Source organism: Pullulanibacillus pueri, assembly GCF_014639255.1.
GTDB classification, from domain to species: Bacteria; Bacillota; Bacilli; order Bacillales; family Sporolactobacillaceae; genus Pullulanibacillus; species Pullulanibacillus pueri.
On record NZ_BMFV01000031.1, the window covers coordinates 25158 to 48840 of the forward strand.

The 23683-nt window shown below is 40.8% G+C and carries 25 protein-coding genes and 1 other RNA gene; 6 read left to right on the forward strand and 20 right to left on the reverse strand.

Annotated elements, in window-relative coordinates; genetic code table 11:
* Nucleotides 1–197: 197 nt before the first annotated feature.
* From IEV91_RS16520 to IEV91_RS22105, 3 genes are all read right to left on the reverse strand, one after another.
* Nucleotides 198–848 (reverse strand): SDR family oxidoreductase, encoded by a 651-nt coding sequence (locus IEV91_RS16520; protein WP_188498536.1) that lies wholly within the window; start codon nucleotides 846–848, stop codon nucleotides 198–200.
* Nucleotides 849–1070: 222 nt separating this feature from the next.
* Entirely contained in the window at nucleotides 1071–2021 is a 951-nt protein-coding gene (locus tag IEV91_RS16525) for an aldo/keto reductase (protein ID WP_188498537.1), read from the reverse strand.
* Between the two features lie 392 nt (nucleotides 2022–2413).
* Nucleotides 2414–2749 (reverse strand): DUF2269 family protein, encoded by a 336-nt coding sequence (locus IEV91_RS22105; protein ID WP_373284460.1) that lies wholly within the window; start codon nucleotides 2747–2749, stop codon nucleotides 2414–2416.
* A 359-nt stretch (nucleotides 2750–3108) separates the two neighbouring features.
* Here IEV91_RS22105 and IEV91_RS16535 point away from each other — a divergent pair, with 359 nt between their 5' ends.
* The gene (locus IEV91_RS16535) at nucleotides 3109–4515 is read left to right on the forward strand and encodes a DHA2 family efflux MFS transporter permease subunit (RefSeq protein ID WP_188498569.1); all 1407 of its coding nucleotides are present in this window, start codon (nucleotides 3109–3111) and stop codon (nucleotides 4513–4515) included.
* Nucleotides 4516–4723: 208 nt separating this feature from the next.
* Here IEV91_RS16535 and IEV91_RS16540 read toward each other — a convergent pair whose 3' ends face one another.
* From IEV91_RS16540 to IEV91_RS16565, 6 genes are all read right to left on the reverse strand, one after another.
* Nucleotides 4724–5887 carry a THUMP domain-containing class I SAM-dependent RNA methyltransferase gene (locus IEV91_RS16540; RefSeq protein ID WP_188498539.1) on the reverse strand — a complete coding sequence of 388 codons (1164 nt, stop codon included), beginning with the start codon at nucleotides 5885–5887 and terminating at the stop codon, nucleotides 4724–4726.
* 343 nt (nucleotides 5888–6230) lie between these two features.
* Nucleotides 6231–6627, reverse strand: an RNA gene (gene rnpB, locus IEV91_RS16545) — RNase P RNA component class B.
* 85 nt (nucleotides 6628–6712) lie between these two features.
* Entirely contained in the window at nucleotides 6713–7018 is a 306-nt protein-coding gene (gpsB, locus tag IEV91_RS16550; RefSeq protein WP_188498540.1) for a cell division regulator GpsB, read from the reverse strand.
* Nucleotides 7019–7086: 68 nt separating this feature from the next.
* Nucleotides 7087–7656: an SLOG family protein gene (locus IEV91_RS16555; protein ID WP_188498541.1), complete on the reverse strand. Its 570-nt coding sequence runs from the start codon at nucleotides 7654–7656 to the stop codon at nucleotides 7087–7089.
* Nucleotides 7657–7922: 266 nt separating this feature from the next.
* The gene (locus tag IEV91_RS16560; protein ID WP_188498542.1) at nucleotides 7923–9194 is read right to left on the reverse strand and encodes a ribonuclease H-like domain-containing protein; all 1272 of its coding nucleotides are present in this window, start codon (nucleotides 9192–9194) and stop codon (nucleotides 7923–7925) included.
* Nucleotides 9184–11454, reverse strand: coding sequence for a DEAD/DEAH box helicase (locus IEV91_RS16565; protein ID WP_188498543.1), 2271 nt, complete (start codon nucleotides 11452–11454; stop codon nucleotides 9184–9186). The genes IEV91_RS16560 and IEV91_RS16565 overlap by 11 nt, the downstream gene beginning before the upstream one ends.
* A 266-nt stretch (nucleotides 11455–11720) precedes the next feature.
* Here IEV91_RS16565 and IEV91_RS16570 point away from each other — a divergent pair, with 266 nt between their 5' ends.
* Both IEV91_RS16570 and IEV91_RS16575 read left to right on the forward strand, forming a co-directional pair.
* A complete protein-coding gene (locus IEV91_RS16570) occupies nucleotides 11721–12296 on the forward strand; it encodes a GNAT family N-acetyltransferase (RefSeq protein ID WP_188498544.1) in 576 nt (191 codons plus the stop codon).
* On the forward strand, nucleotides 12275–12715 hold the full coding sequence (locus IEV91_RS16575; protein ID WP_188498545.1) for an NUDIX hydrolase: 441 nt from the start codon (nucleotides 12275–12277) through the stop codon (nucleotides 12713–12715). The genes IEV91_RS16570 and IEV91_RS16575 overlap by 22 nt, the downstream gene beginning before the upstream one ends.
* Nucleotides 12716–13077: 362 nt before the next feature.
* Here the strand turns inward: IEV91_RS16575 and IEV91_RS16580 are convergent, their stop codons facing one another.
* The 8 genes from IEV91_RS16580 to IEV91_RS16615 all read right to left on the reverse strand — a co-directional run bounded on the left by IEV91_RS16580 (nucleotide 13078) and on the right by IEV91_RS16615 (nucleotide 19038).
* Nucleotides 13078–13677: a trimeric intracellular cation channel family protein gene (locus IEV91_RS16580; RefSeq protein WP_188498546.1), complete on the reverse strand. Its 600-nt coding sequence runs from the start codon at nucleotides 13675–13677 to the stop codon at nucleotides 13078–13080.
* A 258-nt stretch (nucleotides 13678–13935) separates the two neighbouring features.
* Nucleotides 13936–14601 (reverse strand): molybdate ABC transporter permease subunit, encoded by a 666-nt coding sequence (modB, locus tag IEV91_RS16585; RefSeq protein ID WP_188498547.1) that lies wholly within the window; start codon nucleotides 14599–14601, stop codon nucleotides 13936–13938.
* The gene (modA, locus tag IEV91_RS16590; protein WP_188498548.1) at nucleotides 14601–15419 is read right to left on the reverse strand and encodes a molybdate ABC transporter substrate-binding protein; all 819 of its coding nucleotides are present in this window, start codon (nucleotides 15417–15419) and stop codon (nucleotides 14601–14603) included. The genes modB and modA overlap by 1 nt, the downstream gene beginning before the upstream one ends.
* Nucleotides 15420–15514: 95 nt before the next feature.
* Nucleotides 15515–15751, reverse strand: coding sequence for a molybdopterin converting factor subunit 1 (gene moaD, locus IEV91_RS16595; protein WP_188498549.1), 237 nt, complete (start codon nucleotides 15749–15751; stop codon nucleotides 15515–15517).
* Nucleotides 15748–16224, reverse strand: coding sequence for a molybdenum cofactor biosynthesis protein MoaE (locus IEV91_RS16600; protein WP_188498550.1), 477 nt, complete (start codon nucleotides 16222–16224; stop codon nucleotides 15748–15750). The genes moaD and IEV91_RS16600 overlap by 4 nt, the downstream gene beginning before the upstream one ends.
* Nucleotides 16221–16748, reverse strand: coding sequence for a molybdopterin-guanine dinucleotide biosynthesis protein B (gene mobB, locus IEV91_RS16605; protein WP_188498551.1), 528 nt, complete (start codon nucleotides 16746–16748; stop codon nucleotides 16221–16223). Before mobB ends, IEV91_RS16600 begins: the two co-directional genes overlap by 4 nt.
* The gene (locus tag IEV91_RS16610; protein ID WP_188498552.1) at nucleotides 16712–18004 is read right to left on the reverse strand and encodes a molybdopterin molybdotransferase MoeA; all 1293 of its coding nucleotides are present in this window, start codon (nucleotides 18002–18004) and stop codon (nucleotides 16712–16714) included. Before IEV91_RS16610 ends, mobB begins: the two co-directional genes overlap by 37 nt.
* Before the next feature lie 14 nt (nucleotides 18005–18018).
* Nucleotides 18019–19038, reverse strand: coding sequence for a MoeB/ThiF family adenylyltransferase (locus IEV91_RS16615; protein WP_188498553.1), 1020 nt, complete (start codon nucleotides 19036–19038; stop codon nucleotides 18019–18021).
* Nucleotides 19039–19242: 204 nt separating this feature from the next.
* Between IEV91_RS16615 and IEV91_RS16620 the strand changes: the two genes are divergently transcribed.
* The 3 genes from IEV91_RS16620 to moaC are packed head-to-tail and all read left to right on the forward strand — an operon-like array spanning nucleotide 19243 to nucleotide 20827.
* Nucleotides 19243–19737 carry a MogA/MoaB family molybdenum cofactor biosynthesis protein gene (locus IEV91_RS16620; RefSeq protein ID WP_188498554.1) on the forward strand — a complete coding sequence of 165 codons (495 nt, stop codon included), beginning with the start codon at nucleotides 19243–19245 and terminating at the stop codon, nucleotides 19735–19737.
* A complete protein-coding gene (gene mobA / locus IEV91_RS16625) occupies nucleotides 19734–20312 on the forward strand; it encodes a molybdenum cofactor guanylyltransferase (RefSeq protein WP_188498555.1) in 579 nt (192 codons plus the stop codon). The genes IEV91_RS16620 and mobA overlap by 4 nt, the downstream gene beginning before the upstream one ends.
* A 23-nt stretch (nucleotides 20313–20335) precedes the next feature.
* Nucleotides 20336–20827 carry a cyclic pyranopterin monophosphate synthase MoaC gene (moaC, locus tag IEV91_RS16630; RefSeq protein ID WP_188498556.1) on the forward strand — a complete coding sequence of 164 codons (492 nt, stop codon included), beginning with the start codon at nucleotides 20336–20338 and terminating at the stop codon, nucleotides 20825–20827.
* 115 nt (nucleotides 20828–20942) lie between these two features.
* On the opposite strand, the gene moaA is transcribed toward moaC, so the two are convergent.
* The 3 genes from moaA to IEV91_RS16645 are packed head-to-tail and all read right to left on the reverse strand — an operon-like array spanning nucleotide 20943 to nucleotide 23150.
* The gene (moaA, locus tag IEV91_RS16635) at nucleotides 20943–21956 is read right to left on the reverse strand and encodes a GTP 3',8-cyclase MoaA (RefSeq protein WP_188498557.1); all 1014 of its coding nucleotides are present in this window, start codon (nucleotides 21954–21956) and stop codon (nucleotides 20943–20945) included.
* A gap of 26 nt (nucleotides 21957–21982) precedes the next feature.
* A complete protein-coding gene (gene fdhD, locus IEV91_RS16640; RefSeq protein WP_188498558.1) occupies nucleotides 21983–22792 on the reverse strand; it encodes a formate dehydrogenase accessory sulfurtransferase FdhD in 810 nt (269 codons plus the stop codon).
* Between the two features lie 13 nt (nucleotides 22793–22805).
* A complete protein-coding gene (locus IEV91_RS16645) occupies nucleotides 22806–23150 on the reverse strand; it encodes a Na-translocating system protein MpsC family protein (protein WP_188498559.1) in 345 nt (114 codons plus the stop codon).
* Nucleotides 23151–23683 lie beyond the last annotated feature (533 nt).

Consider the following 23683-nt stretch of genomic DNA (forward strand, 5'->3'; position numbering starts at 1 on the left):
ATCGAATAAGTTAAAAATATCCATCCATAAACCATTACCAATATCCCCCATCAGAGGTTCAAAAACCCTCATATATTACAAAGGGTTACGAGATTGTAACAAAAGTTCACCAATAACTATACAAAGGTTTCTCATCAAAGCGTCTATTTCTTCAAACCCTTTGAACCTAAACTTTGAACAGTGAGTAACTCTTTGTACTACATCTTTTTCAAAGCTTCCTTAATAGGTGTGTCTCCAGAAACCACTTGAAATTCTTTCCCAATTGTCGCTGGATCTTCTAGACATTCCAAAATGACGTTTGCCACATCCTCACGAGGTACGGTTCCTCGTTCAACTTCAACTCCCACATTGACGAGACCTGTTCCTTTATCGTTGGTCAGCCCTCCCGGATGGACGATGGTATAGTCTAAATCTGTGGCTCTTAACCATTCGTCTGCATAATATTTTGCTGCAACATACGGCGCAAAGGAAGGGGAGGCGGAAAGAATGGCTTCACGTCTTGTATCAAAAGAGCTAACCATGATCACTCTTTTGACACCTGCTGATTGAGCCGCCTCAATCGTCTTGACGGCACCATCTAAATCCACCATTATGGTTTTATCCTTTCCTGTATGAGGGCCAGAACCCGCAGTAAAGACAACGGCATCGACCCCTCTCACGGCTTTTGTTATCTCTTCGACTCCCCGCTCTAAGTCCATGACAAATGTCTCAGCCCCTAATGCTTCAAAAGAGGCGGCCTGCTCTTTACTCCGAATCATTGCTCTCGCACTATGATGACCACTTTCCTGAATACATTTCACTAAATGCTTGCCAATTTGTCCATTGGCTCCAACAACAAGAACTTTCATTGGCTCCATCCTTTCTATAATCATTCTACCTTTATCCTAAGCGTTTGATATTCTTTATGTCCAACAATGAGATTAGCCTTATTTATATCCTATCAATATTAAGGTACACAATAAACGCTCTGGTTATAATCAATAAACTTAAATTCTTTTTTGTCTCACATTAATAAAAAGACAGATAGTCCATAGACCTGCCTCATTATTAAGTGATTCCTTAAGTTATGACTATTGCATCTTCTTTTCCCATGCGGCTTGGACTTCAATCCCTGTCGCCTTTGCAGCTTCTTCTAATGCTTGAATTTCCTGTTGGGTCAAAATAACCTTAGCAGCTGATATGGCGCCTTCAATATGCTTCGGTTTTGTGACACCAATAATCGGCACTGTCCGCTTTGCAATAGACCAGGCGATCGCAATTTGCGCCGGATCGACTCCATGTGAGTGCGCCATTCTATCCATTACCTCTAATAAAGAAGACAAATTTTGAAGCACTTCTGTATTAAAGGCTTCACCTCTCCTTGTGCCTGTTTTGAACGGATGTTGGGCATTATATTTCCCTGTTAGTGCACCTTGCTCTAAAACCATATAAGAAAAGAATAAAACATCATGTTGATTGCACCAATCAATAATTCCAGCTTCTTCAGAGGAACGATAAAGCAAGCTATAATGATTTTGAACGGCAGAAAGTTGTAGGCCTTCCTTTTCCAAAATCGACGCAGCCAGTTTTATTTCCTCTAGGTTATGGTTTGAAACACCTGCATGCTTAACTTTTCCACTTTTCATCAGTGGAATAAGTTTCGTTGTCCATTTATTCACATCATTAGGGTTATGGATCCAATAAATATCAGCATGATCGACACCTAAACGGTTTAAGCTGTCAGTAAGAGCCTGATCCATAGATTCCTGGGCACCTGGAGTAAATTTTGTTGAGATTAGAACATTGTTATTGGCTTGAATAAATTTCCCTAAAATTGTTTCTGAAGCCCCCATTCCATAAACAGCAGCAGTATCCCATAAATTGAATCCAGCCTCCATTGCGGTCTCGAACACGGGCTTTAAGTCTTCATCATTTAGATTGTTACCAAAAACAGTATCTCCGCCATTGACACCGTTACCCCAGGACCAGGTCCCTAACGCAATTGGAGGAATCTCTTGATTTTTTAATCGTACATATTTCATGTCTACCTTCCACCTCTCAAAAATATTACGTCTCCATATAAAACACATCACTTGTTAATACAATGATAATTAAGCTCAGTTAAAAATAGCCATTCATCATAATATAACCATAACATACAGACGAAAATAGGTCCCGTACAGGTTTATGTGTAGAAGGTATCGCCTAAAGTTGGCGGAGCGTGTAGTCAAGGATTAAGTCATCTTTGACGTAGAAATCGAGCGATTAAATCCTTTATTTAACTATGTATTTGGTATGCCCTAATGACGAAGAACATACACTCATATTTTTTAGAATCAGTGTCTGAGAGTTCACTAAAGATTCCAACGATATTCTGCGTCTCCCCTTGGAATACCTTCTCCTTTAGTTTCTGCAATGAGTCCTTTCATTTGATTTATAATAGGAGAAAGCACCATTGACCCATGCCAAGAGCAACCAAGAATAAAATAAGGCTTGTTATATACCAGCCTTGTTGAAACAAGACTACATGTAAACTCCCCATTAACAACCTTGTCACTAGAAGTAAAGTCCCTCCCAGCATAACAAAACGATGAAGAAGAAATGTAATTCTGTACGAATGGCGGAGCTCTGTCATCGTTTGGGCTGTTCTTTTTATGAAAACAAAAACAAATCCAGGTCCCATTCCCAAAATTGCTGAAAGTATATGAATAAGGACTAAAATTTTATAGGATATAACCAAGTTAACCTCCAGAAGCGAACATAACTTCATGATAAAACTTTTTCACCTCCATTTCTGTGATATACATTACAAATGAAGGTCCAAAATGAAAAGCGAATAAAGGATGTATAGTAATCCCCACGAAAAGGATGGACCAATACCATTAACCCGGACTTGTCCTGGTAAAAGCTTCTCTCCGCCCTTTTAAACACGTTAATAAATATCGATTGAAAATTCTATTTTCCTTGAAACTCTCCTTCCTTATATCTATAATTTTATATGTTGTTTTAATTTTCTACATACCGCACATTATCAAACTATTTTCACACATCAGGAAAGGATGAAATGGATTGATTAAAAGCCCAACACCAGATACTAAACCATTAAAAAAAGGTCCCATTTTAGTCATTATGATTTTAGGTGCTTTCTTTGCTATTTTTAATCAAACGACAATGACTGTCGCTCTTCCCACGCTCATGGATGACTTCAATATACAAGCTTCAACTGGACAATGGCTGACTACTGGTTATATGTTAGTCAACGGTGTGCTTATCCCTGTTACTGGCTTTCTAATGCAGCGTTTTACGACGCGACAGTTATTCCAAAGCTCGATGTTTATTTTCCTCATAGGAACCCTTGTCTCTGCCTTAGCTCCCCACTTTTCTATCCTTCTTATTGGACGTCTCATCCAAGCGGCCAGTACCGGGATTATCATGCCATTACTCATGAATGTCGTATTATCCCTTTTTCCTCCAGAAAAAAGAGGCACTGCGATGGGAATGGTCGGGCTGGCCATCATATTTGCGCCTGCAATAGGCCCTACACTTACGGGTTACGTTCTCGATGCTTTCCCTTGGCAAACTTTATTTTACGGCATGATTCCTTTTGTTATCATCATTATCATTTGTGGTTTTATTTTTCTAAAAAATGTATCTGAAACAACGCCGAGTCGGATTGACGTGATGAGTTTAATTCTTTCAACAATAGGATTTGGTGGACTTCTTTATGGGTTCAGTGAAGCTGGAAACGAAGGCTGGAGCAACATTGAGGTCATCCTCTCGTTACTCATAGGGGCGATAACCATTGGATTATTCACATGGAGACAATTAATCTCTAGTCACCCTTTCCTTGACCTTAAGGCTTTTAAATATAATATGTTTTCTTTAACAACAATCATTAATTGTGTTATTACAATGGTCATGTATGCAGATATGATTCTATTACCGTTATACCTTCAAAACGCTAGGGGATTTACTGCGTTAGAGGCGGGAGTCTTAATGTTACCTGGGGCTCTATTAATGGGGCTATTAAGCCCTGTCGTTGGAAAACTCTTCGATCGCTTCGGGGCAAAATGGCTTTCAATCATTGGGATTACAATAATCCTGTTTACCACATATAGCTTTACAAACTTAACGGATTCAACGAGCTATACCTTTCTGATCTTGTTATATGCCGGTCGTCGTGTGGGCATGGCGTTATTTTTAATGCCGATCCAAACCGCAGGACTTAATCAACTCCCTTCTCGTCTTAATGCCCATGGCACCGCTATTTCAAACGCCGCTCGGCAAGTCGCTGGTGCGATAGGCACTTCTTTGCTTGTCACGATTATGACAAACAGAACAAAAACACATCTCAAAGAGATTATGACACTTCATGCCACAAGTGGTGAATCCCAAGCTCATATGGTGATGGATGCTTCCATCCAAGGGATTAGCGATGCCTATCTGACTATCTTGATCGTCGGGGTTATTAGTTTAATCCTATCCTTCTTTATCAAAAAAGTAGAACGAGCAGAACAAACAGGGAATGAAGCGTGAATGAGGGGGATCTATAAAGTTTTAGTACTTTTTCACTTATTTAATGGCATTACCATCTCCCTTGCACATTTTCCCCTAAACAAAAACCACTGTATATGATAACATTCAACATTTACAGTGGTTTTAACTTTATTTTAACAATTATACCAACGGCATAGCGTCAATCAATGTAGTGCTGCCCATGATTTAACCCGTTTGTCGTCCTCATTTAGCCCATGTCTGAGTGGGACAAGGTTCCTGTCCCTCTGTCCCGCTTCTTTCCCCAAAATTGGTAGTAGTCTGTTCGAATCATACCATTAAAGAGCTTGCGTTTTTTGGTGGCTTTGCGCCCGTAGAGCTTTTCAAAGTTTTCGTTGGATGTAATAAAATAGAAAGACCAGGTATCATATTTCTTGAAAACCTCACCCATTTTACGGTACATCTCTTCAACTTCTCTTTTTTCACCCAAGCGTTCGCCATAAGGTGGATTACCGACCATGACGCCATTTTCTTGATTTGTTGTAAAGTCAGTGACCTGCATTTGCTTAAACTGTATAAGGTCACCAAATCCCGCTTCCATAGCATTGTTTTTCGAGAGCTCAACCATTTTATGATCGATATCTGAGCCAAAAATAGTGAGAGGTTGATCATAGTTGGCTTTTTCATCAGCTTCTGCACGGGCTCTTTCCCATTCGTCATTCTGAAATAAAGGCCATTCTTCAGAGATAAAGTCGCGGTTGAAGCCAGGTGCAATGTTTTGGCCTATCATTGCAGCTTCAATGGGCAAAGTCCCTGATCCACAAAAAGGATCAACAAATGGCCGATCGGGTGTCCAACGTGTTAAATAGATCATCGCTGCCGCTAATGTTTCTTTTAATGGGGCACCACTATGTAAATATCTGTAACCACGTTTATGAAGCCCCGGCCCCGTCGTGTCAATGGTCAGTGTTGCGATGTCTTTTAATAATGAGACTTCTAGCTTGTACTTAGGGCCGTCTTCATCAAACCAGTCTTGATTATAATGTTGTTTTAAGCTTTCGACAATGGCTTTCTTAGTTATCGCTTGACAGTCCGAAACACTAAAAAGCTTTGATTTTACAGATTTCCCCGAAACAGGAAATTCAGCATTAACGGGGAGATATTCTGCCCACGGTAAGGCTTTAACCTTTTCAAAAAGTTCTTCGAAGGTTGTGGCTTTAAAGGCTCCCACTTTAATTTTCACACGATCTGCGGTTCGTAACCATAGATTGGTACGACAGATATCGTAAGGCTCACCTTTAAATGTAATCCTGCCGTTTTCCACAGTTAGGTCTTTATAGCCGAGTGCTTTGAGTTCATCTGCAGCAATGGCTTCAATTCCCATTGCTGTGGTTGCGATCAATTCTAACGACATAGGTAGCCTCCAATAATTAGATATTAATATGTACTGATGCTCATCACTCTATGTATGTACAGTCTCATCACTTGGATTTTAACGTAAAACAAGGAACAGTTACAAATCTCGCCTTACAAAATAGGTGAGAAGCTATGAGAAAAACCGAGAGTAAAGCATACCCGTTCCCTATTCCGTTAGGCATAAAATTGCTTTTCACCAAAAGTCAACATCAACAACAGCCACTCATTGGACTTCAAATTATAAATTCTGGTATTATACAAAAAACGCAATATCTTCTCGTTCCTTACTCTTTATAAAACAAAAAGCCCCATAAAGGGACTGGTTGCTTCAGTGTTGTTAAGTCTGTAAGCCATGTTCTGTTCCAATGTACTGAATAACGAAGCAAGACTTCTCGTACTTTTGGTGGTAATCATCTATCTACAGGCTAATCGCCTGTCCCTCCTTCAGTTCATTTCCTTCTGGAGAGTTCCTCTACCAAATTTGAGTTTCTCGCTCGAGGGGTTTACCGCGTTCCACTTCCCGTGTTTCCTTGGGAACTCCGTCACTGTGGCACTTTTCAGAGAGGTCACACCATATCCAAATGGACTTAGGCGCTTCTCTCGCCGTTAGCCCGGACGCCATGCCGAGCTACCCTAGCTTATTTTTTGACTAGGCACGAACACTACGATCATCTCAGATCGTGCGAGCATGGACTTTCCTCTATACTCTCAAGTGGAGTACAGCGATTACCCAACCTCAACAACACTGTCACAAAAATTAATTATACTAAAACACAAGAGAAAACGCAAGTGTTTAGCATTGGCAATTCATAGAAAAGCTTAATCAATCCTGTAAACGACTACCAAACACATGCTTCTCAAGATTAGACAATCGTTTCAGAATATCATAATTAGTCTGTCCTTGTGCAGCCATAGGGCGCCGTTGCTCTGATTTTTGTTGTGTCAGTTCTTGTTTCATACGTGCATTTTCTTGTCTTAACCTTTGAATTTCTCGATTCATAGCTTCGTAATCTTTTATTATGGTATCCAAAAACTGATCAACATCATCAGGAGAATACCCCCGTAAAGCTGTTTTGAAATCTTGTTCGAGAATATCTTTTGTCGTTAATTGCGTTAATTTATTGTCCAATGAACGTCACCTCAAGCCATTGACATGATAATTTATATTGTTTCAGACCAACAGAAAATTGTCAATCATTATTGTGACCAATATCTTGGATCGCTCTCGATCAAATCTTGTGAAGCCGCTTCTAAATCATAACGATTAACATAAATAATGGGGTAATCCCCTGTCATTTGTTTTTGTTTTGCCGGAGTAAGATAATAACTTGGCGACCCCGGTGTTTCTTCATCATACAAGACGAGGAGTCCATCACTCTTTTGTATGATGAAATCATTTTTCAGTCTAAGCTGCCCCGGATTTTCATAAGGGCGCTTTGTGATACTTTCAACAAAATCCGCTTCACTTAAGATCATTTGATATTTCTCTTTGGCAGGATCTGGCCAGCGCGCTTCTTGCTCAAGGAATGGGGTCAAAATACACAATTGCACTTGAGGATAGTCATCCCTTAATTCTAGTACAAGCTCTGAAGCCCATAATTCAACCCCTGGCTGTCCACTTGTTAAAAACCACTCTGTACCTTCATTAATAAAAGATAGCAGTTGGTTCCTTAATGCATGCTTAATCACCTTTAAACCAGGGTGATCATCATTAAAAATGCCAAGTTCGTGAGGTTTATATCCAGTAATTGCTAATACATTAACCATTATACACCTCTGTTCCAGGCTCAAACCATATTCATAACGACAAAAACAGTACAGATCATAACCAAAAACATCACAACAAGTAAGCGTGACATCCCTTTTCCCCCTTAAATTATCTTGCCTATTCATTGTATATCGTTTCACGATTCGACAAAAGAGGGATTTTTTCGTTCTTCGCTGACAATTGTTGTCAATAAAATGGCGTATTTTGCCTATTTATGCGCTTGCCCGGGGAATAAAAGCCTTTTCTTACTTATTTCCCTTTACTTTCACTTCGATTTGTGCTGAAGTCTTGCCAGCCGATGTAATACCTCAGCTCTCATCTTATGATACTTTCCTTTATTTATGATCTTTTTCTTGTCTAAAATTTCAAGGGCCTTCTCCCCATAGTACATTGCCTGTTCATAGTCTTGTTTCTGATGCTCAAGAATTTTTGCGATTTCAATACAAGAATTCACAGAAGGATAGTCTAACTCACCCACAACATAGTGATAATATTGCAAGGCAAGATCATTTTCACCCAATTTTTTATAGCATTCGCCGAGCAGCTGATACGCACCCGCACGGCTTTTATCGTGGTTAGTGTCTGTATCCGTCAAAGCTCTAAGGACTATAATAGCTTCCCGTGTCATTCCTAAACTGGCAAACCAATGGGCAATAGCATAAGACTCCTTAGGTGTTCTCTGAACATTTTTACCATGAAGTAGATGCGTAAGATGAATATAAAGGACAAGTAATGTCTTAATATCATCATAATTATGTTTAAAAATCCCCTCGATAAGGGAGGCCTTAGGACTCTTTAGAAACTGAAAATATAGAAAGGGTGCCATATGTCCTGGGACATCACCCGCGCGCCCTAACTCGAGAACTTTCTCTTCAATTGTTTGCAGGCGCACATTCTCCCAATCCTCTTTCCAGAGCCGCCGCGAAGCATGCAGCAGATCATAATGACCAAAAGCAGGTAGCATAGGGACCCGTTCACGCACAAATTGCACTCGCGTCTTCACCCGAGGCCAATCAAAAGACTTGCCATTGAAGGTCACCAAGTTCGTTAAGTCTGTCACGTCTTTTAGAAAATGATAATAAAAGGCCGTTTCATGACCTGGTCCCGGTAAAAAATATTGTTTAACAACAAAATCCTCTCCTTGAATCCATCCACACCCGAGGAGAAAGATCATATGCCCTGCCCCACTCTGAAGCCCTGTTGTTTCAGTATCAAAAAACAAGAGATCTGAAGCCTTGCGTCCTGCTGCAGACAGAGGGTGCTCTACTAAGTCATTTTGCCACATCGCTACCGCCTCATGGATGTCTGCTAAGGGATATCTCCCGTACTTCTCCTGCAAAGAGACACGTTGCTCTTTCACTAAGATCGCTTCTTGTTCATGAGTAAGGATGGAGGCTCCAAGCTGTCCTGCTGCCTCCTTCATACTTTTTTCTAATTGGATATCTGTTAATGAGACGCGCGGTGTTGTCTCCTTTTCCACATGCCCTGGCTGCTTTAAATGTTTCTTATAACGATCCAACTGTTTTTTAAGAGACATAAGTGTTCTCACCTATTAGCGCTCTTAAAAGTTTTTGAATGCCCTTTTTATCTCCGGAATCTGTCCCAATACAAGAAGGACAACCGCTTTCGCACTGACAACGTTCGACCATTTTCAACACTTCTTTTAATAAGAATGGCATACGTTCATACAACTTCTCACTCAATCCGATGCCTCCAGGATATTTGTCATATAAAAAGATCGTCGGCTTTTCATTATGTGGCGCTTTAATCATCGGGACAACCGCCAGATCGACAGGATCACACATGACAAATAATGGTGCCGCATGTCTTAAAATTTGAGAAATCCCCAACAACGCTTCTTCAAATTTGGTTGCACCTAACTGATTTACAAAGCTTTCAGAAAAGCTCATCCAAGCAGCGGAGGTATGCATTTCCTCCTCGGGTAAATGAATAGGCCCCCAACCTACATTATCATGGGTTTCAAAGCGGATTTTCTTAAAAAGGGTAGCTTTGGCTCGGACAGACACATCACCGTAAGCCCGCTCCATCATTTCAGAATCAACAGCGGATTTGTCAGCTTCTAGCACATCAAGCTGAACCGCTAAATTGGCATCTGTATAATAATTGACATCGACTTGGCGAACAAAGGCTTTCTTTTCTTCCCAATCTAAGGTTTCCACTTGATATTGTTCCCCTTGGTGCATATAAATCGCCTCTTCGTGTAAGAGAGTCATGGCACTGAAACGATCCATTTCCCCTAGCACTTTTACATTTGCCACTTGTGTTTGATCAATAATGACCACATTATCTTGTGTAGCAGATCGCAAGCTAATATTAGTTGCTGGAAAACCGTCATTCATCCAAAACCATTTTCCAGCCTGGAGATGAAGGACATCTTCATCACTTAAAAAGCGGCAAATTTCTTCAACCTCTATCCCATCAAAGGTAGCCTCTTCCTTAAAAGGGAGTTCATAAGCCGCACACTTAATGTGGTCGACTAAAATAATAAGGTTATCAGGATTAATTCTCGCTTCCTCAGGATTCCGATCAAAAAAGTAATCAGGATGTTGAATAATATATTGGTCAAGCGGACTTGATGTCGCAACCAAGAGAATCACCGCCTCGTCCTCGCGGCGCCCTGCCCGTCCCGCTTGTTGCCATGTGCTGGAAACAGAGCCTGGATATCCCGTCATAATACAGACTTGAAGCTGACCAATATCGACTCCGAGCTCTAAAGCATTCGTGCTGACAACCCCTTGAATGTCCCCAGAGCGTAAGCCTTTTTCAATTTCCCGCCTTTCTGAAGGTAAATAGCCCCCACGGTAGGCACGAATGGTTGCCCTGTCTTTACGCCCTTTATTCAAGGTCTGTAAATAGCTCAGTAAAATTTCAACCCGTGTTCGACTTCGAGCAAACACAATCGTTTGAATCTCGTTTTCGAGGAATTCCTTCGCTAAAGTTCGAACTTCTAAGGAAGCGCTTCGGCGTATATTCATTTGCTGATTCACAACCGGTGGATTGTAAAAGATAAAATGCTTCTTAACAGAAGGTGCCCCATTATCATCAATGAGTGTCATCTTCCGTCCTGTGAGGCGTTCGGCATGCTCTTTAGGATTCGCGATGGTTGCCGACGTACAAATGAAGGTGGGGTTACTCCCGTAATATTGACAAATCCGTTTCAAACGCCGGATGACATTCGCGACATGACTGCCAAATACACCGCGGTAAGTATGGAGCTCATCAATCACAATATACTTAAGATTTTCGAATAAAGACACCCACTTCGTATGATGGGGCAGGATTGCCGAATGAAGCATATCAGGATTCGTGATCACAATATGCCCCGCCTGCCTAATTTTTTGACGTATATTCCCTGGCGTATCGCCATCATATGTATAACTATTTAAAGAAACGCCCATTTCATCAATGATGTCGTTCATTTCACTTTTCTGATCCTGTGCTAAGGCTTTTGTCGGAAACAAATAAAGCGCACGTTTACTTGAGTCTTTTAAAACTGTCTGAAGCACAGGCAAATTGTAACACAACGTTTTCCCTGAAGCTGTTGGTGTCACAGCAACAAGGTCTTTCTGCTGTTCAGCTATATGAAAGGCTTGCGCCTGATGTGTATATAAGGATGGGATGCCACGGCGTGTTAAAGCGTTAACGAGTCGATGATCCATCGTTTCCGGAAACGCGACCGATCGCGCAGCTTGACCAGGGATCGTCTTCCAATAGGCAATATTCTCATCTTGTTTTAATACCGATAAAATATCGGCCATTGTCTTCCGTACCTTCATATAAAGGTCTCTCCTCTACTATTATCCTCTCTATCATATCAACCTTCGAAAGGACTGCCAATGCTTTGGCACTATACTTCTATCATAACGAATAAGCGTTCGTTTGTGGAGTAAAAAAACCTTCCAAATTTAAGGAGCTTGTAAATCGAGATTAGGATAATCGTTTCTGGCCAAAACAATCTATTATTTCCCAATTCCAGACCCTATCAAGCAAGATGTTTGGTATACTAGTAAGTAAATTCACTTTTCTTTTAGGGGGCTAATCTATGTCCTTTCCAAGTTTTGAAACTGAGAGATTATATTTACGTGAAATAACTGAACAGGATGCTGAAGATTTTTATCACGTCATGTCCTTAGATGAGGTCACCCATTATTACGGAATGGACAGCCTATCGAGTAAAGGGCAAGCGGAGCAAATTATTGCTTCGTTCAAATCCACTTACGCCAGACAGATCGGCATGCGCTGGGCGATTATTTTAAAAGAAAGTCAAACCTTTATCGGAACAATAGGTTATAACAATTTAAGTCAATGGAATAAACGTTCTGAGGTTGGGTATGAGTTACATCCACACTATTGGAATAAAGGCTATACCTCCGAGGCTCTCAATACTTTGATTGAATATGCCTTCGATGGCTTAGGACTTTTCAGGCTAGCCGCCGTCACTTTTCCAGAAAATGCAGCTTCGGTTCATCTCCTGATCAATCAAGGCTTTAAAAAAGAAGGAGTGCTCCGAGGCTACATCTTTCAAAACAATCAATCCCATGATGCGTTACTCTTTTCGCTTCTCCGTCCGGAATGGCAAAAGGAAAGGAGTCTACAATGGACTATATCACAGAACTAAGAAAATTAATTGGACATCGTCCGGTCATTCTCCCCGGCTCAGTAGTCATTATTCTGAACGAAAAAGATCAGGTCCTTCTTCAGCAACGCAAACATCCTTATGGTATCTGGGGGCTCCCTGGAGGATTAATGGAGCTTGGAGAATCAACGGAAGAAACTGCCCGAAGAGAAGTCTTTGAGGAAACCGGACTAACCGTTGGCGCTCTCGACCTTCTTGGTGTTTTTTCTGGAAAAGATTATTTCGCTGTTGCCGAAAATGGTGATGAATTTTATGTTCTCACCATTGCTTATGTGTCTCGTGAGGTATCGGGCTGTTTGACACTCCACGATGATGAATCACTTAATCTTAAGTACTTTCCAGTAGAGGAACTTCCACCCCTTGTCAAAAGCCACCAAAAGATTTTAGCGTCTTTTAGTTAAAATCGTCACGTCCTGTGACAACACCGATCCTACCCACGTCAAAAAATCGTAAGAACACGATTTTTCTGCGAGGACTAATCTCTTAGTCGCTTTCCTTAGTCCTGTGGGCATGAGGAAAGCGAGCGACCTGGAGCGGAAATCAACCTCTCGACAACACCTTGTTGTAAAGAGGACTTTTTCAGTGCTCTCGCTCAACGCCAAGTTCTTTTTTAATTTTCCATTTATTCCTCTTTTCGCTTCCAGTTAAACCCTCTACCCCCTTTTGAAGTTTCTTGCAAGAATTCACTTATATTTCTAGTTTAGAGGAGTCGTTACCCAACCTTTCCGCTTAAAAAGTTGATCTCCTCCTTCTTGGAAAAAGCTCACTTTTTTAAGGGGTAACACAATCGAATTTTCCAATGAAACTTAATCGCCAACATACGAAGTGTCACAATAACAAAGACAATCAGTGTTAGTTGGAGCGGTTGCGTCCAATCTAAGCAAACGCACAAACCACAAAGAATGGTTAAAACCGTGTGAATTTCTTCTTTCAAAGCGAGTGGCTGTTTTCTCGCAAGAAGATCTCGAATCATCCCCCCACCAACACCCGTAAACATTGCAGACAACAAAACAAACCCAAAATGTTCATGAGCAAACCTCGCTAATAAAGCTCCCTGTAACGCGAATGTCGCAAGACCAATGGAATCAAAAAACAATCCCCATTTCTTCCAATGTTGCATCCATTTTACCGGCAAAAGGACAATGAGCGTTAGCGTTATGAACACTACAGCGCTCGTTTTTGAATCCCATAGATTTGACAGTGGTGCTTCAATAATAAGATTTCTAACCACCGCTCCCCCAAAAGAGGTTGTTAATCCTAACACAAAGACTCCTATAAACGAATATTTTGTTTCTATTGCCACCAGCGCACCACTTGCAGCATAAGCCATGATTCCAATGATGTGCAACACAGTCCAAGACACAATCCAGCCTCCAAAATTTATGGAAAAGTAAAAACTCCTCTATAAGGGTCATTGCCATTATCGACAAATCACCTCAAAGAGGAGTAATAAATTAGCACACCGTACTAACATACCATTCCAGTTAGCATCAAACAGCTGATAGAGCCATAACACGATATTATCATCGCTCCAACGGGTTGTTTCTTATCTTTTATTATAAACCAAGTTTATCTACGTCTCAATATAAAGGAAAAAATAGCAAACAATCTTTCCAAAACGTTATCTCTGCTTTAGATGATTGAGATAAAAAACAAAAGTCAACATGATAAAAGAAATAACAATAATCGTCAGTACCCATAGCCAAGCCTGCCCCATTTCGCCCGAATCAAAGGCGACATATATAGCTGTTGGTATCGTTTGGGTTTTCCCTGGGATATTTCCCGCAAACATCAAAGTCGCTCCAAATTCACCTAAAGCTCTCGCAAAACTCATAACCGCACCGGTAATCAATGAACTTGAAGCAAGAGGTAAGGAAATATACCAAAACACTTTAAAGGGATCCGCACCATCTAATTCGGAAGCATTCTCTATGTCCTTATCGATAAGCTCGAAACCGGTTTTTGCTGACTGATACATGAGCGGAAAAGCGACAACAGATGACGCAATCACTGCAGCTGCCAATGTAAACATAAGCTTCAAATGGAGTAAGTGTGTAAAAAACTGTCCAACGAGCCCTTCCACCCCAAAGATTATAATCAGTAAAAAACCAACCACTGAGGGTGGGAGAACAAGGGGTAACAAAAGGATTGTCTCTAATACAATCTTCCCCCTGAAATGTCGCCGCGCCATCCCTTTGGCCATAAGTGTGCCTAAAATGCAAACAACGATTAAAGAAAGGAATGAGACCTCTAATGAGAGTTTAACAGGCGTCCAAAAATCGGTCATCACTCTTCATTTCCTAGTTGTGTTACAAAACCATACTCCTTAAAAATGTCTTTGGCTTTTTTACTTTGGAGATAATCATACACCATTTTCGCTTCCTTTGGATGTGATGTCCCTTTTAATATTCCCAAAGGATAAATAACAGGAGTATGACTCCCTGATGGTGCTAATGCAATCACTTTAACCTTATCTGAAATCGCAGCATCTGTTTTATAGATGATCCCAGCTTTGACACTATTAGTTTCTATGTAAGATAGCACCTGGCGTACATCCTTGGCATACACCATTTTATCTTTTAATGAATCCCACAAGTGGAGATGCTCAAGTGTCTCTTTTCCATACTGACCAGCAGGCACCGATTCAGGCGTACCAATGCTTATCTGTCCTTTAACATTGCTTAAATCATTAAAAGATTGAATTGGGCTTTGACTATTTTTAGGGACAACAAGGACGATTTCATTGCCTACTAAGTTCACAGCATCCTTCTTATCAATGAACCCTTTTTCTTCAACTTCTTTAAATTGATCCTCGGCAGCCGAGAAAAATAAATCAACAGGGGCCCCTTGTAAAATCTGTTGCTCTAAAGTCCCGCTAGATGCAAAATTATAAGAAAGCTTAATATTTGGATGGTCTTTTTCAAATGACTCTTGGGCAGCGGTTAATACATCTTTTAAGCTTGCAGCCGCTGAGATTGTAAGCTCAACCTTCGCTTTTTTTGTTTCCTTTGTTTCCTTTGCTTGGGAGCTCTCTATCCCTGTTGATGAGCAGCCCGTGATGATTAGTAATATCCCCACCATCATCAAACCTAAAATCTTTTTCATTTAATCCACCTGTTTCTCCTTTTTCTGTTGTCTATTTTTGTTCGTTTGTCATTCTTTCTAAAAAAGGAAATTCGTTCTCCTTTCTCACTGCTTTTTTACCCTCCGCTCACCGGAGGTATAAAGGCCACTGTGTCACCTTCTTTTATTTCCTCCTCTTCTGTTACAAAATTTTCATTGATAGCCGTCATCGATTGCTTGAGTACTTGACTTGGATATTTCTGTCCGAGATATGCTTTCAATTCTCTTACCGTCTGAATCCCTTCCGATTCGATCTCTAATCGGTCCATCCCCAGTTCTTCTTGAATCCCCGCAAAAAGTAAAATATGAATCACTTTAATTCTCCTTCCTCAATAGGTCTTCCGGCAGGATAGCGGACGGTTTCAAGCTGATTACCTACCCATTCCGTCCCATCCTCCCAATGTTCCTTTTTCCATATGGGGACGATTTCCTTAATTCGCTCAATTGCATATTCGTTTGCTTCATAGGCTGTTTTTCTATGTGGGGAAGAGACCGCAATGACCACTGCAATGTCCATGATGTCTAATTTTCCAATACGATGCGTAATAGCAACCATTGCATCCGGCCATTTCTCTTTAATTTCTTCGCCAATTTTACTCAACATCTTTTCCGCCATGGTTTGATAGGCTTGATATTCAAGAAATAAGGTTTTCTTACCACCCGTAAATTCCCTAACCGTGCCTATAAAGGTTGTAATAGCCCCCACTTCTCTACTTGCTACTTTATGTATGAGATCCTCAATTATTATCGGCTGGTCAACAATTTCAAAAAGTCGTACCTCATTCATTCTTTCCTCACCACCTTATTCAATAAATAATCCATATAGCGTTGCTCCTCTTCAACTTGAAAGCAGCGGAGATTGGGAAAATGTTCTTGAGGAATAGGGACATGAGTAATCACGCAAAGCACACGCGTCAGCTTAGTGAGTAAATGAAGCTCTTCTTCATGACGAATACAAACAATTTTAGGATAATCTTCCTGTTTATACCCTTCAATCAACAAGAGATCAACAGCAAAAAAATCATAGAGCTGTATGAGTTTCTCAAGGCTCCACTCAGCCACATTCACTGATAAGCGTAAAACGCCCGCCCCTGCTACACCCGCAGCAATAGCTCCAGCATTAAAATGGCGGAGACTATCCTTTGCAGTGATTTCACTATCAGGCGACCCACCATGCCCATGATGCTTAATGACGGCCGTGCTCACGCCCTGTTCCTTTAACCTTCCAATGAGCTTCTCTACTAAGGTTGTTTTCCCACTATCTTGATAGCCTACTACCTGTAGGATAAAACGACTTTGTCCCAAGGCCACTCACTTCCTTGAACCTCTTCTACTAATAAAGCATCGACTACGCTGCCACGCTCGTTATTTTTCGTTTTGGCTGGAATGACTATTAAGACATTTGTTTCCGCGAGCGATGTCACAGCATTTGACTTATTAAAACCTGACGGCGTGACAATACAACGTCCTTCAACATCATAGTCTAGTTGGCCGCGAATAAATCGAGTAAAAGGATTGGCTTTTTCAAAATCCTCTCCCAATAACGCTTTAATGTGCTTCAAATGGGGGGTCCCATTATACAAAAAGGTCTGAATGACAGGACGAGTAAACAGTTCAAACCCTACATAACAAGCTGAAGGATTTCCAGATAAGCCAAACAAGAGTTGGTCATTGAATGAGGCAACCGTCGTCACACTTCCTGGTCGCATTGCCACTTTGTTAAAAAGAACGGTAGCGCCTAGTTTTTCATAAATCGCGGGTAAGTAATCAAAATCACCGACCGACACTCCTCCTGTCGTGATCAAAAAATCCACTTGCGCAAGCCCCTCTTTAACAGCATTAAAACAAGTATCAAAATCGTCGCTGAACTGACCAAAGTATATAACCTCTCCGCCCGCCCTTTCAATTTGCGCCATAATCATATACGCATTACTATTGCGGATCTTTCCATCTTCAAGCGGTTGATCTACTTCCAGCAACTCACTACCTGTTGCAATCACGCCAATCAACGGTTTTTTAGCAACTTTCACCTCGCTATAGCCAAAAGTGGCGAGTAAAGCTGAGATCCCTGGATTGATATAGGTTCCCTTTTTCGCTAAGATTGTCCCTTTTTTTGTGTCTTCTCCCTGAAAAGAAACATTTTCTCCTGTCTCAAAAGGTTTTTTTATCGTTATAAGGTCCTTTCCGTTATCTACTGATTCCTCAGTAAGTTCAAACTTGACCACACAATCACATCCCGAAGGAAGAGCCGCACCTGTCATCACCCGTACCGCCTGCATTGCTTCAACCGTATCTTTATGTACAAAGCCGGCACCAATAGCGCCAACTACTTCCAATGTGATGGGATGATCAAATCTTGCTCCTTGGGTATCCACCGATCGCAACGCAAAACCATCATAAGGTGAACGATCAAAGGCGGGGACATCATGGGCAGCGATTAAGTCCTCTGCCAAATATCTTCCCGCAGCCTCTGTCAAAGAGACCCTTTCCTTTTCGCCCAACTTGGCATAGTTCATCACTCTGCTCACTGCTTCACTTACTAATATAGGCTGTCTTCTTTCAACCATTCCTTCCACTCCTTTTATCCAAGCAAACGATAGTAAATGCTCTTGGCCTCTTGGATATTTTTCGTCCCATGAATAAAGGATCTCCCATCCTTAAAAACAACGAGACGGTAATCATTTTCCAATTGACAAGACAATAAATAAGGGTTCCTTTTAACTTTCCCATGTTGCTGAAGCTGTGACTCAAGCTGCTTAAAATCATATTGTTTGAGGCTTGCCGGTCTAATTTGCACTGTATCCCTACCACATAACACTTCCATTTTTGTTTGATTTTCATAGGATAAATAAGGATAGGTAGGTGCTAAGCCACATGATGGGCATTCATTATCTTTCATTCTATCCACTTTAAAGCTGTTATATTGGTTATTCCATAAATCAAAGGATAAATAGCTATTTCGAAGAGCCGCCTCATCTCCCACAAGAATTTTCATCGCTTCTGCAATTTGATGACTAGCCACTACTTGTACAGCGGGACTAATAATCCCTACGGTGTCACAAGTTGCTCCCCCTATTGGTATTTGTTTCAGTAAACAGTTGAGACAAGGGGTTTGTCCAGGGAGAATTGTAAAAGAAGCGCCGTAACTCCCTACGCAAGAACCATAAATCCACGGCACGCGGTATTTTTGAGAAAGATCATTCAAAATAAACCGAATATCAAAGTTATCGGTGGCATCAATAACAACATCAAGTTCTGGGAACAAGGGCTCTAGAAGATCCATCGTCGCATCCGCAACCCATGCTTGGAGATGTACATCTGAATTGATCTGTTCCAAGCGTCTTTTGGCAGCCATGGCTTTTGGCGTTTGCTCTTCTGCATCTCGCTCACTATAGAGCTGCTGACGCTGCAAGTTACTCCACTCCACATAGTCTCTATCAATAAGCGTTAATTTCCCTACGCCAGCACGAACAAGAGCCTCTGCCGAAGCACTCCCCAAAGCCCCAGCACCGACGACCAATACATGCTTTCTTCCAATCTGCTTTTGACCATGTTCGCCAATTTTATTAAAAAGACGCTGGCGTGAATAGCGATCCTTCATACTTTTTCTTCCTTTCGCGGGCCTTAACATCCCTTATAAAAGCCTCACTCATTATATCCGTGAGTAAGTCCTCTTTTACAAAACTTTTATTATTGAACAGTATTGAACAAAATGACTTTATGTATAATCCGTGTCATAATATATTAGAATGAAAGGGAGCAGGGGTCCTCTTAATCCATTGCTTCACAAGGAGTTGTATTACACGTGCATCAAACACATCTAAACTTTCCAATCGCCACCGCTGTTTTAACCGTCAGTGATACACGAACAATTGAAACCGATAAAAGTGGCAAAGAAATCATTCATCTATTACAAGACCATCACCATGAGATTGTCGATTACAAAATTGTGAAAGATGATTTTCAGGACATTACCTCCACCATCCAATCTTGGTGTGAAGCAACATCCATCCAAGTGATTATTATAAATGGCGGTACCGGTTTTTCACCGAGAGATGTGACATACGAAGCTGTTTCAGCATTACTAGATAAAGAAATGTACGGATTCGGTGAATTATTCCGTTCGTTAAGCTTTGATGACATCGGTGCACGAGCGATGTTTAGTCGGGCGATTGCCGGATGTTGTCAAGATACCTCCCTTTATGCACTTCCGGGTTCTACTAATGCTGTCAAACTAGCGATGCAAAAACTAATCATACCCACGATGCATCACTTCGTAGAGGAATTGCACCGAAAATGACCATCGCTGGTGTCGTCCTCGCCGGTGGAAAATCATCACGATATGGAAAACCGAAAATGTTTGAAATCTATCAAGGTAAATATTTTTATGAGCACAGTTTGGATGCCCTAAAAGCCAACGGCCTATCCCCGCTCATCATTGCAACCAATCATGAGCTCAAGTGCTTGTTTCAGCGTAGAGATGTCCAATATGTATACGAACATGAACAGCACACTTATCAGGGGCCATTATATGCCCTTTGCCATGTGATGTTACAAGAACCCAAGGCGGCATGGTTCTTTGTATTATCAAGTGACGTTCCCTTTGTTACACCTAAGTTTGTAAGCGAAATGCTTGCCTATACATCCTATGATGGAATAGAAGCTGTGGTTCCGATACAAGATGGTAGAAGACAACCCTTATTTGCCCTTTATCATCGCCGTGCGCTCAAAGAGATGCAGCAGTTGATCGCGCAAGGTGAAAGAAAAATAGGAATGTTGTTCGACCGAATTAATGTATTGAATCCCGCTTTCCCTAAAGAGGAGAAAGTTTTTATTAATATTAATACAAAGCAAGACTGGCTGCGTCATCAATAAAGCTAATAAAAAGGAGCCCTAACATGAGTACATTTTCACACTGGAATGAAGAAGGAAGACCACAAATGGTCGATATTTCCAAAAAAGAAGTCACAGAACGGACCGCTATCGCCCAAAGCAGAGTTTCCATCTCAAATGAATTGTATGAGGCCATCAAAAATGGACACATAAAAAAAGGCGATCCCCTTCAAGTGGCCCAAATCGCTGGTATTATTGGAGCCAAGAAAACCTCCGACATTATTCCTATGTGTCACCCAATTGCTTTACAGGGCACTGATTTTACTTTCCATTATGAAAAAAATGGCGAAGGCTATGATTTAATCATCCAAGCCACAGTAAAATGTTCTGGAAAAACAGGCGTAGAAATGGAGGCTTTAACCGCTGCTTCCATCGCTGCCCTCACTTTTTATGACATGTGTAAAGCCGTTGATAAATCCATGATCATTGCTGAAACCTTCCTAGTCCGAAAAACCGGTGGTAAAAGCGGTGACTTTACCCACGAAAAAATCAAATAATCGACCCTTATTTTGAATGGATTAGGCATACTTGTGCCTAATCTCTCTAATTATTCTTTAAGAAACACCTTAAATTACAAAGAGAAAGCACATAAAACGCTCCCCTTAGGAACACTTACCCACCAATATGAGACATTTCAACTTTTGATTTTTTTCGAGTAGCGTGATTGGCCCGATCATCAGAATAGCGATCCACACGATGATTCCATACTTCATATATTTTTTGTTTCACTACCTGATCATCAGCACTTGATTGTAATAAGGCTCTAAGATCAAAGCCGTTGGCAGCAAACAAACATGTATAGAGTTTTCCTTCAGCGGACACTCTTGCTCGAGAACAGTTTGCACAAAAAGAATCCGTTACCGAAGATATAATACCAATCTCTTGCCCATCATCAACATATTGATATCTTGTAGCCACTTCCCCGACATAATTGGGATTGATTGGTTTTAGTGGCATGTTGGCATGAATGGTGTCTAATATGTCCTTTTTAGTCACCACTTCTTCCATTTTCCAACCATTTGAATTGCCCACGTCCATATATTCTATAAAACGGAGAATATGGTGTTTTTCTTTGAAATACTTCGCCATCGGCAAAATGTCCTGTTCATTCTTCCCTTTTTGAACGACCATATTAATTTTTACTGTTAAGCCTGCGGCAGCGGCAGCTTCAATGCCCTCTAACACCCGTTTCACCTTACCCCTATTGCCGTTGAGTTGTCTAAAGCGTTCCTCATCTAAAGAGTCAAGGCTGACGGTGACTCTTTTTAATCCGGCTTGATATAAATCATGTGCATGAGTTTTTAGCATTGAGCCATTGGTTGTGATGGCAATGTCTTCGACGCCATCCATTTTATTGATCCGTGCAATAAGATCTGGCAAATCCTTTCTGAGTAAAGGTTCACCACCGGTAATCCTAACCTTTTTTACACCTAGTGCCACAAAAATGGCTGTTAATCTCTCCATCTCTGCAAAAGAGAGAATTTTATCAGCAGGCAAAAAAGGATAATCTGGTCCAAAAATTTCGGCGGGCATACAATAACGACAGCGAAAGTTGCACCGATCGGTCACAGATAATCGCAAGTCTCGTAATGGGCGTTGTAGTTTGTCTACCACGATATTTTTCATGGATTCCCTCCCCCTCTCCCTTTATCTTATTCAGACTTTCCCGTGACATTAATGATTCGTTCGGGCTTCGTATAAATATTAAAAGAGTCATTACGAATAAATCCAACTGTCGTAATCCCAAGTCCTTCAGCTAGCTCTAAGGCAAGAGCCGTAGGAGCCGATTTTGACAGGACCATTTCACACCCAATTTTCGCGACCTTCAATAAAATCTCTGAGGATATCCGCCCACTAAAGGCGATAATCTTTCCTTTGATGGATATATCATTTTTAAGACAGTAACCATATATTTTGTCGAGGGCATTATGGCGCCCGATATCCATTCTACTGAGCAACATGCCATTTATATCACATAAAGCTGCACTATGAACACCACCGGTCTGTTGAAAGGTCAGTGCGGAGCTTTGCAATGCGTTCATTAAGCGAAAACAATCATCTGGTTTTAATCGGATATGAATATCATCCATTTTCTTTGCTGTTAAGGCGTCATTTACAAAAACAAAACCTTGTCTACTTGCTCCACAGCACGAGGTGATATACCGTTTGTTCTGGAAATTTTGATAGTAAGGGTTGACATTCGTCGTTTGAACATGAACATAGCCCTCATCCTCCTGAACCCATATGTCTTTTATATCTTCGTATTTTCTGATCACACCCTCTGAGGCTAAATAACCAATAACCATGTCCTCGATATACTCCGGTGTACAAACCATGGTGACAAATTCTTCACCATTAATTTTAACGGTGACTGGCACTTCGGTGACAATAGTGTCTTCTTTAAAAACGCTCTCACCTTTTGTAAAACGGATAATTTCTCTTTGAATGACTTTTGATTTCATCGCGTATTCCCTCTTACGTAATATTTTGATCAAAGATAAATACAGAAATGGCCATATCTTCTTCTACCTTCATATCGGAGAATAAATGCAGCAGTTTTGCCCCTAATAATGCTTCCATTTTCTCCGGGGGTTTTTCAGAATACACATCCTGAATCATTTTTGTACGCGCTGAATGAACCATTTCTTTTCCTTCTTCCGTTTTTGAAATAAACAGTTCTGTAGGCGTTAAATTTCCATACAATGTTGATATAGCCATATTCTCTACAAAAACAGTGTGAATTCGCTCTGGACCTTTTCCATAATAGTCTTTACGGAGTTTCCGGATGATATCATTAAATTCATGAATAACTTTTGACACAGTGCACACTCCTTGAAAAAGAATACTTTTCCCATTTTACTCTAGAAAAAAATTTTTACAAATCATTTATTTTTTAGTGTCTAAAATATAAATTGTAACTTTATGTGGTTAGCGTTATAATAGTCAAAGTATGAGGGATGGACCCATAATATTGTATTGTTATGGCTCTATCTTCAGTACACTTTAACTTAATTGGCTTGGATTGGTCTATTAGTAAGTTCTGCTATTAAACTATTCCACCATGACTACACAATTCTTTTTAGACACTTGTGTTCATGGTGGTTTTTTTGTGTTTTAGAAAAACCGGGCGTAAAGCGGGCCTAGTCCTTATAAAGTACAGAAAAAGTTTTAATACCAAAGTGCACATCAGTACCAGATGGATTGGAGCGGAAGATGCGAGACTCCTTCGGGAACAGCAACCAGCGTGACTTCACGAATACACTTCGAGTTGTTTTGTTCCAAGAAAGCTTACTACGAAGCAATATGAGTAGACACAGGAACAGGAGATTTGTAGCCTAAAGACTTGAAAAAAA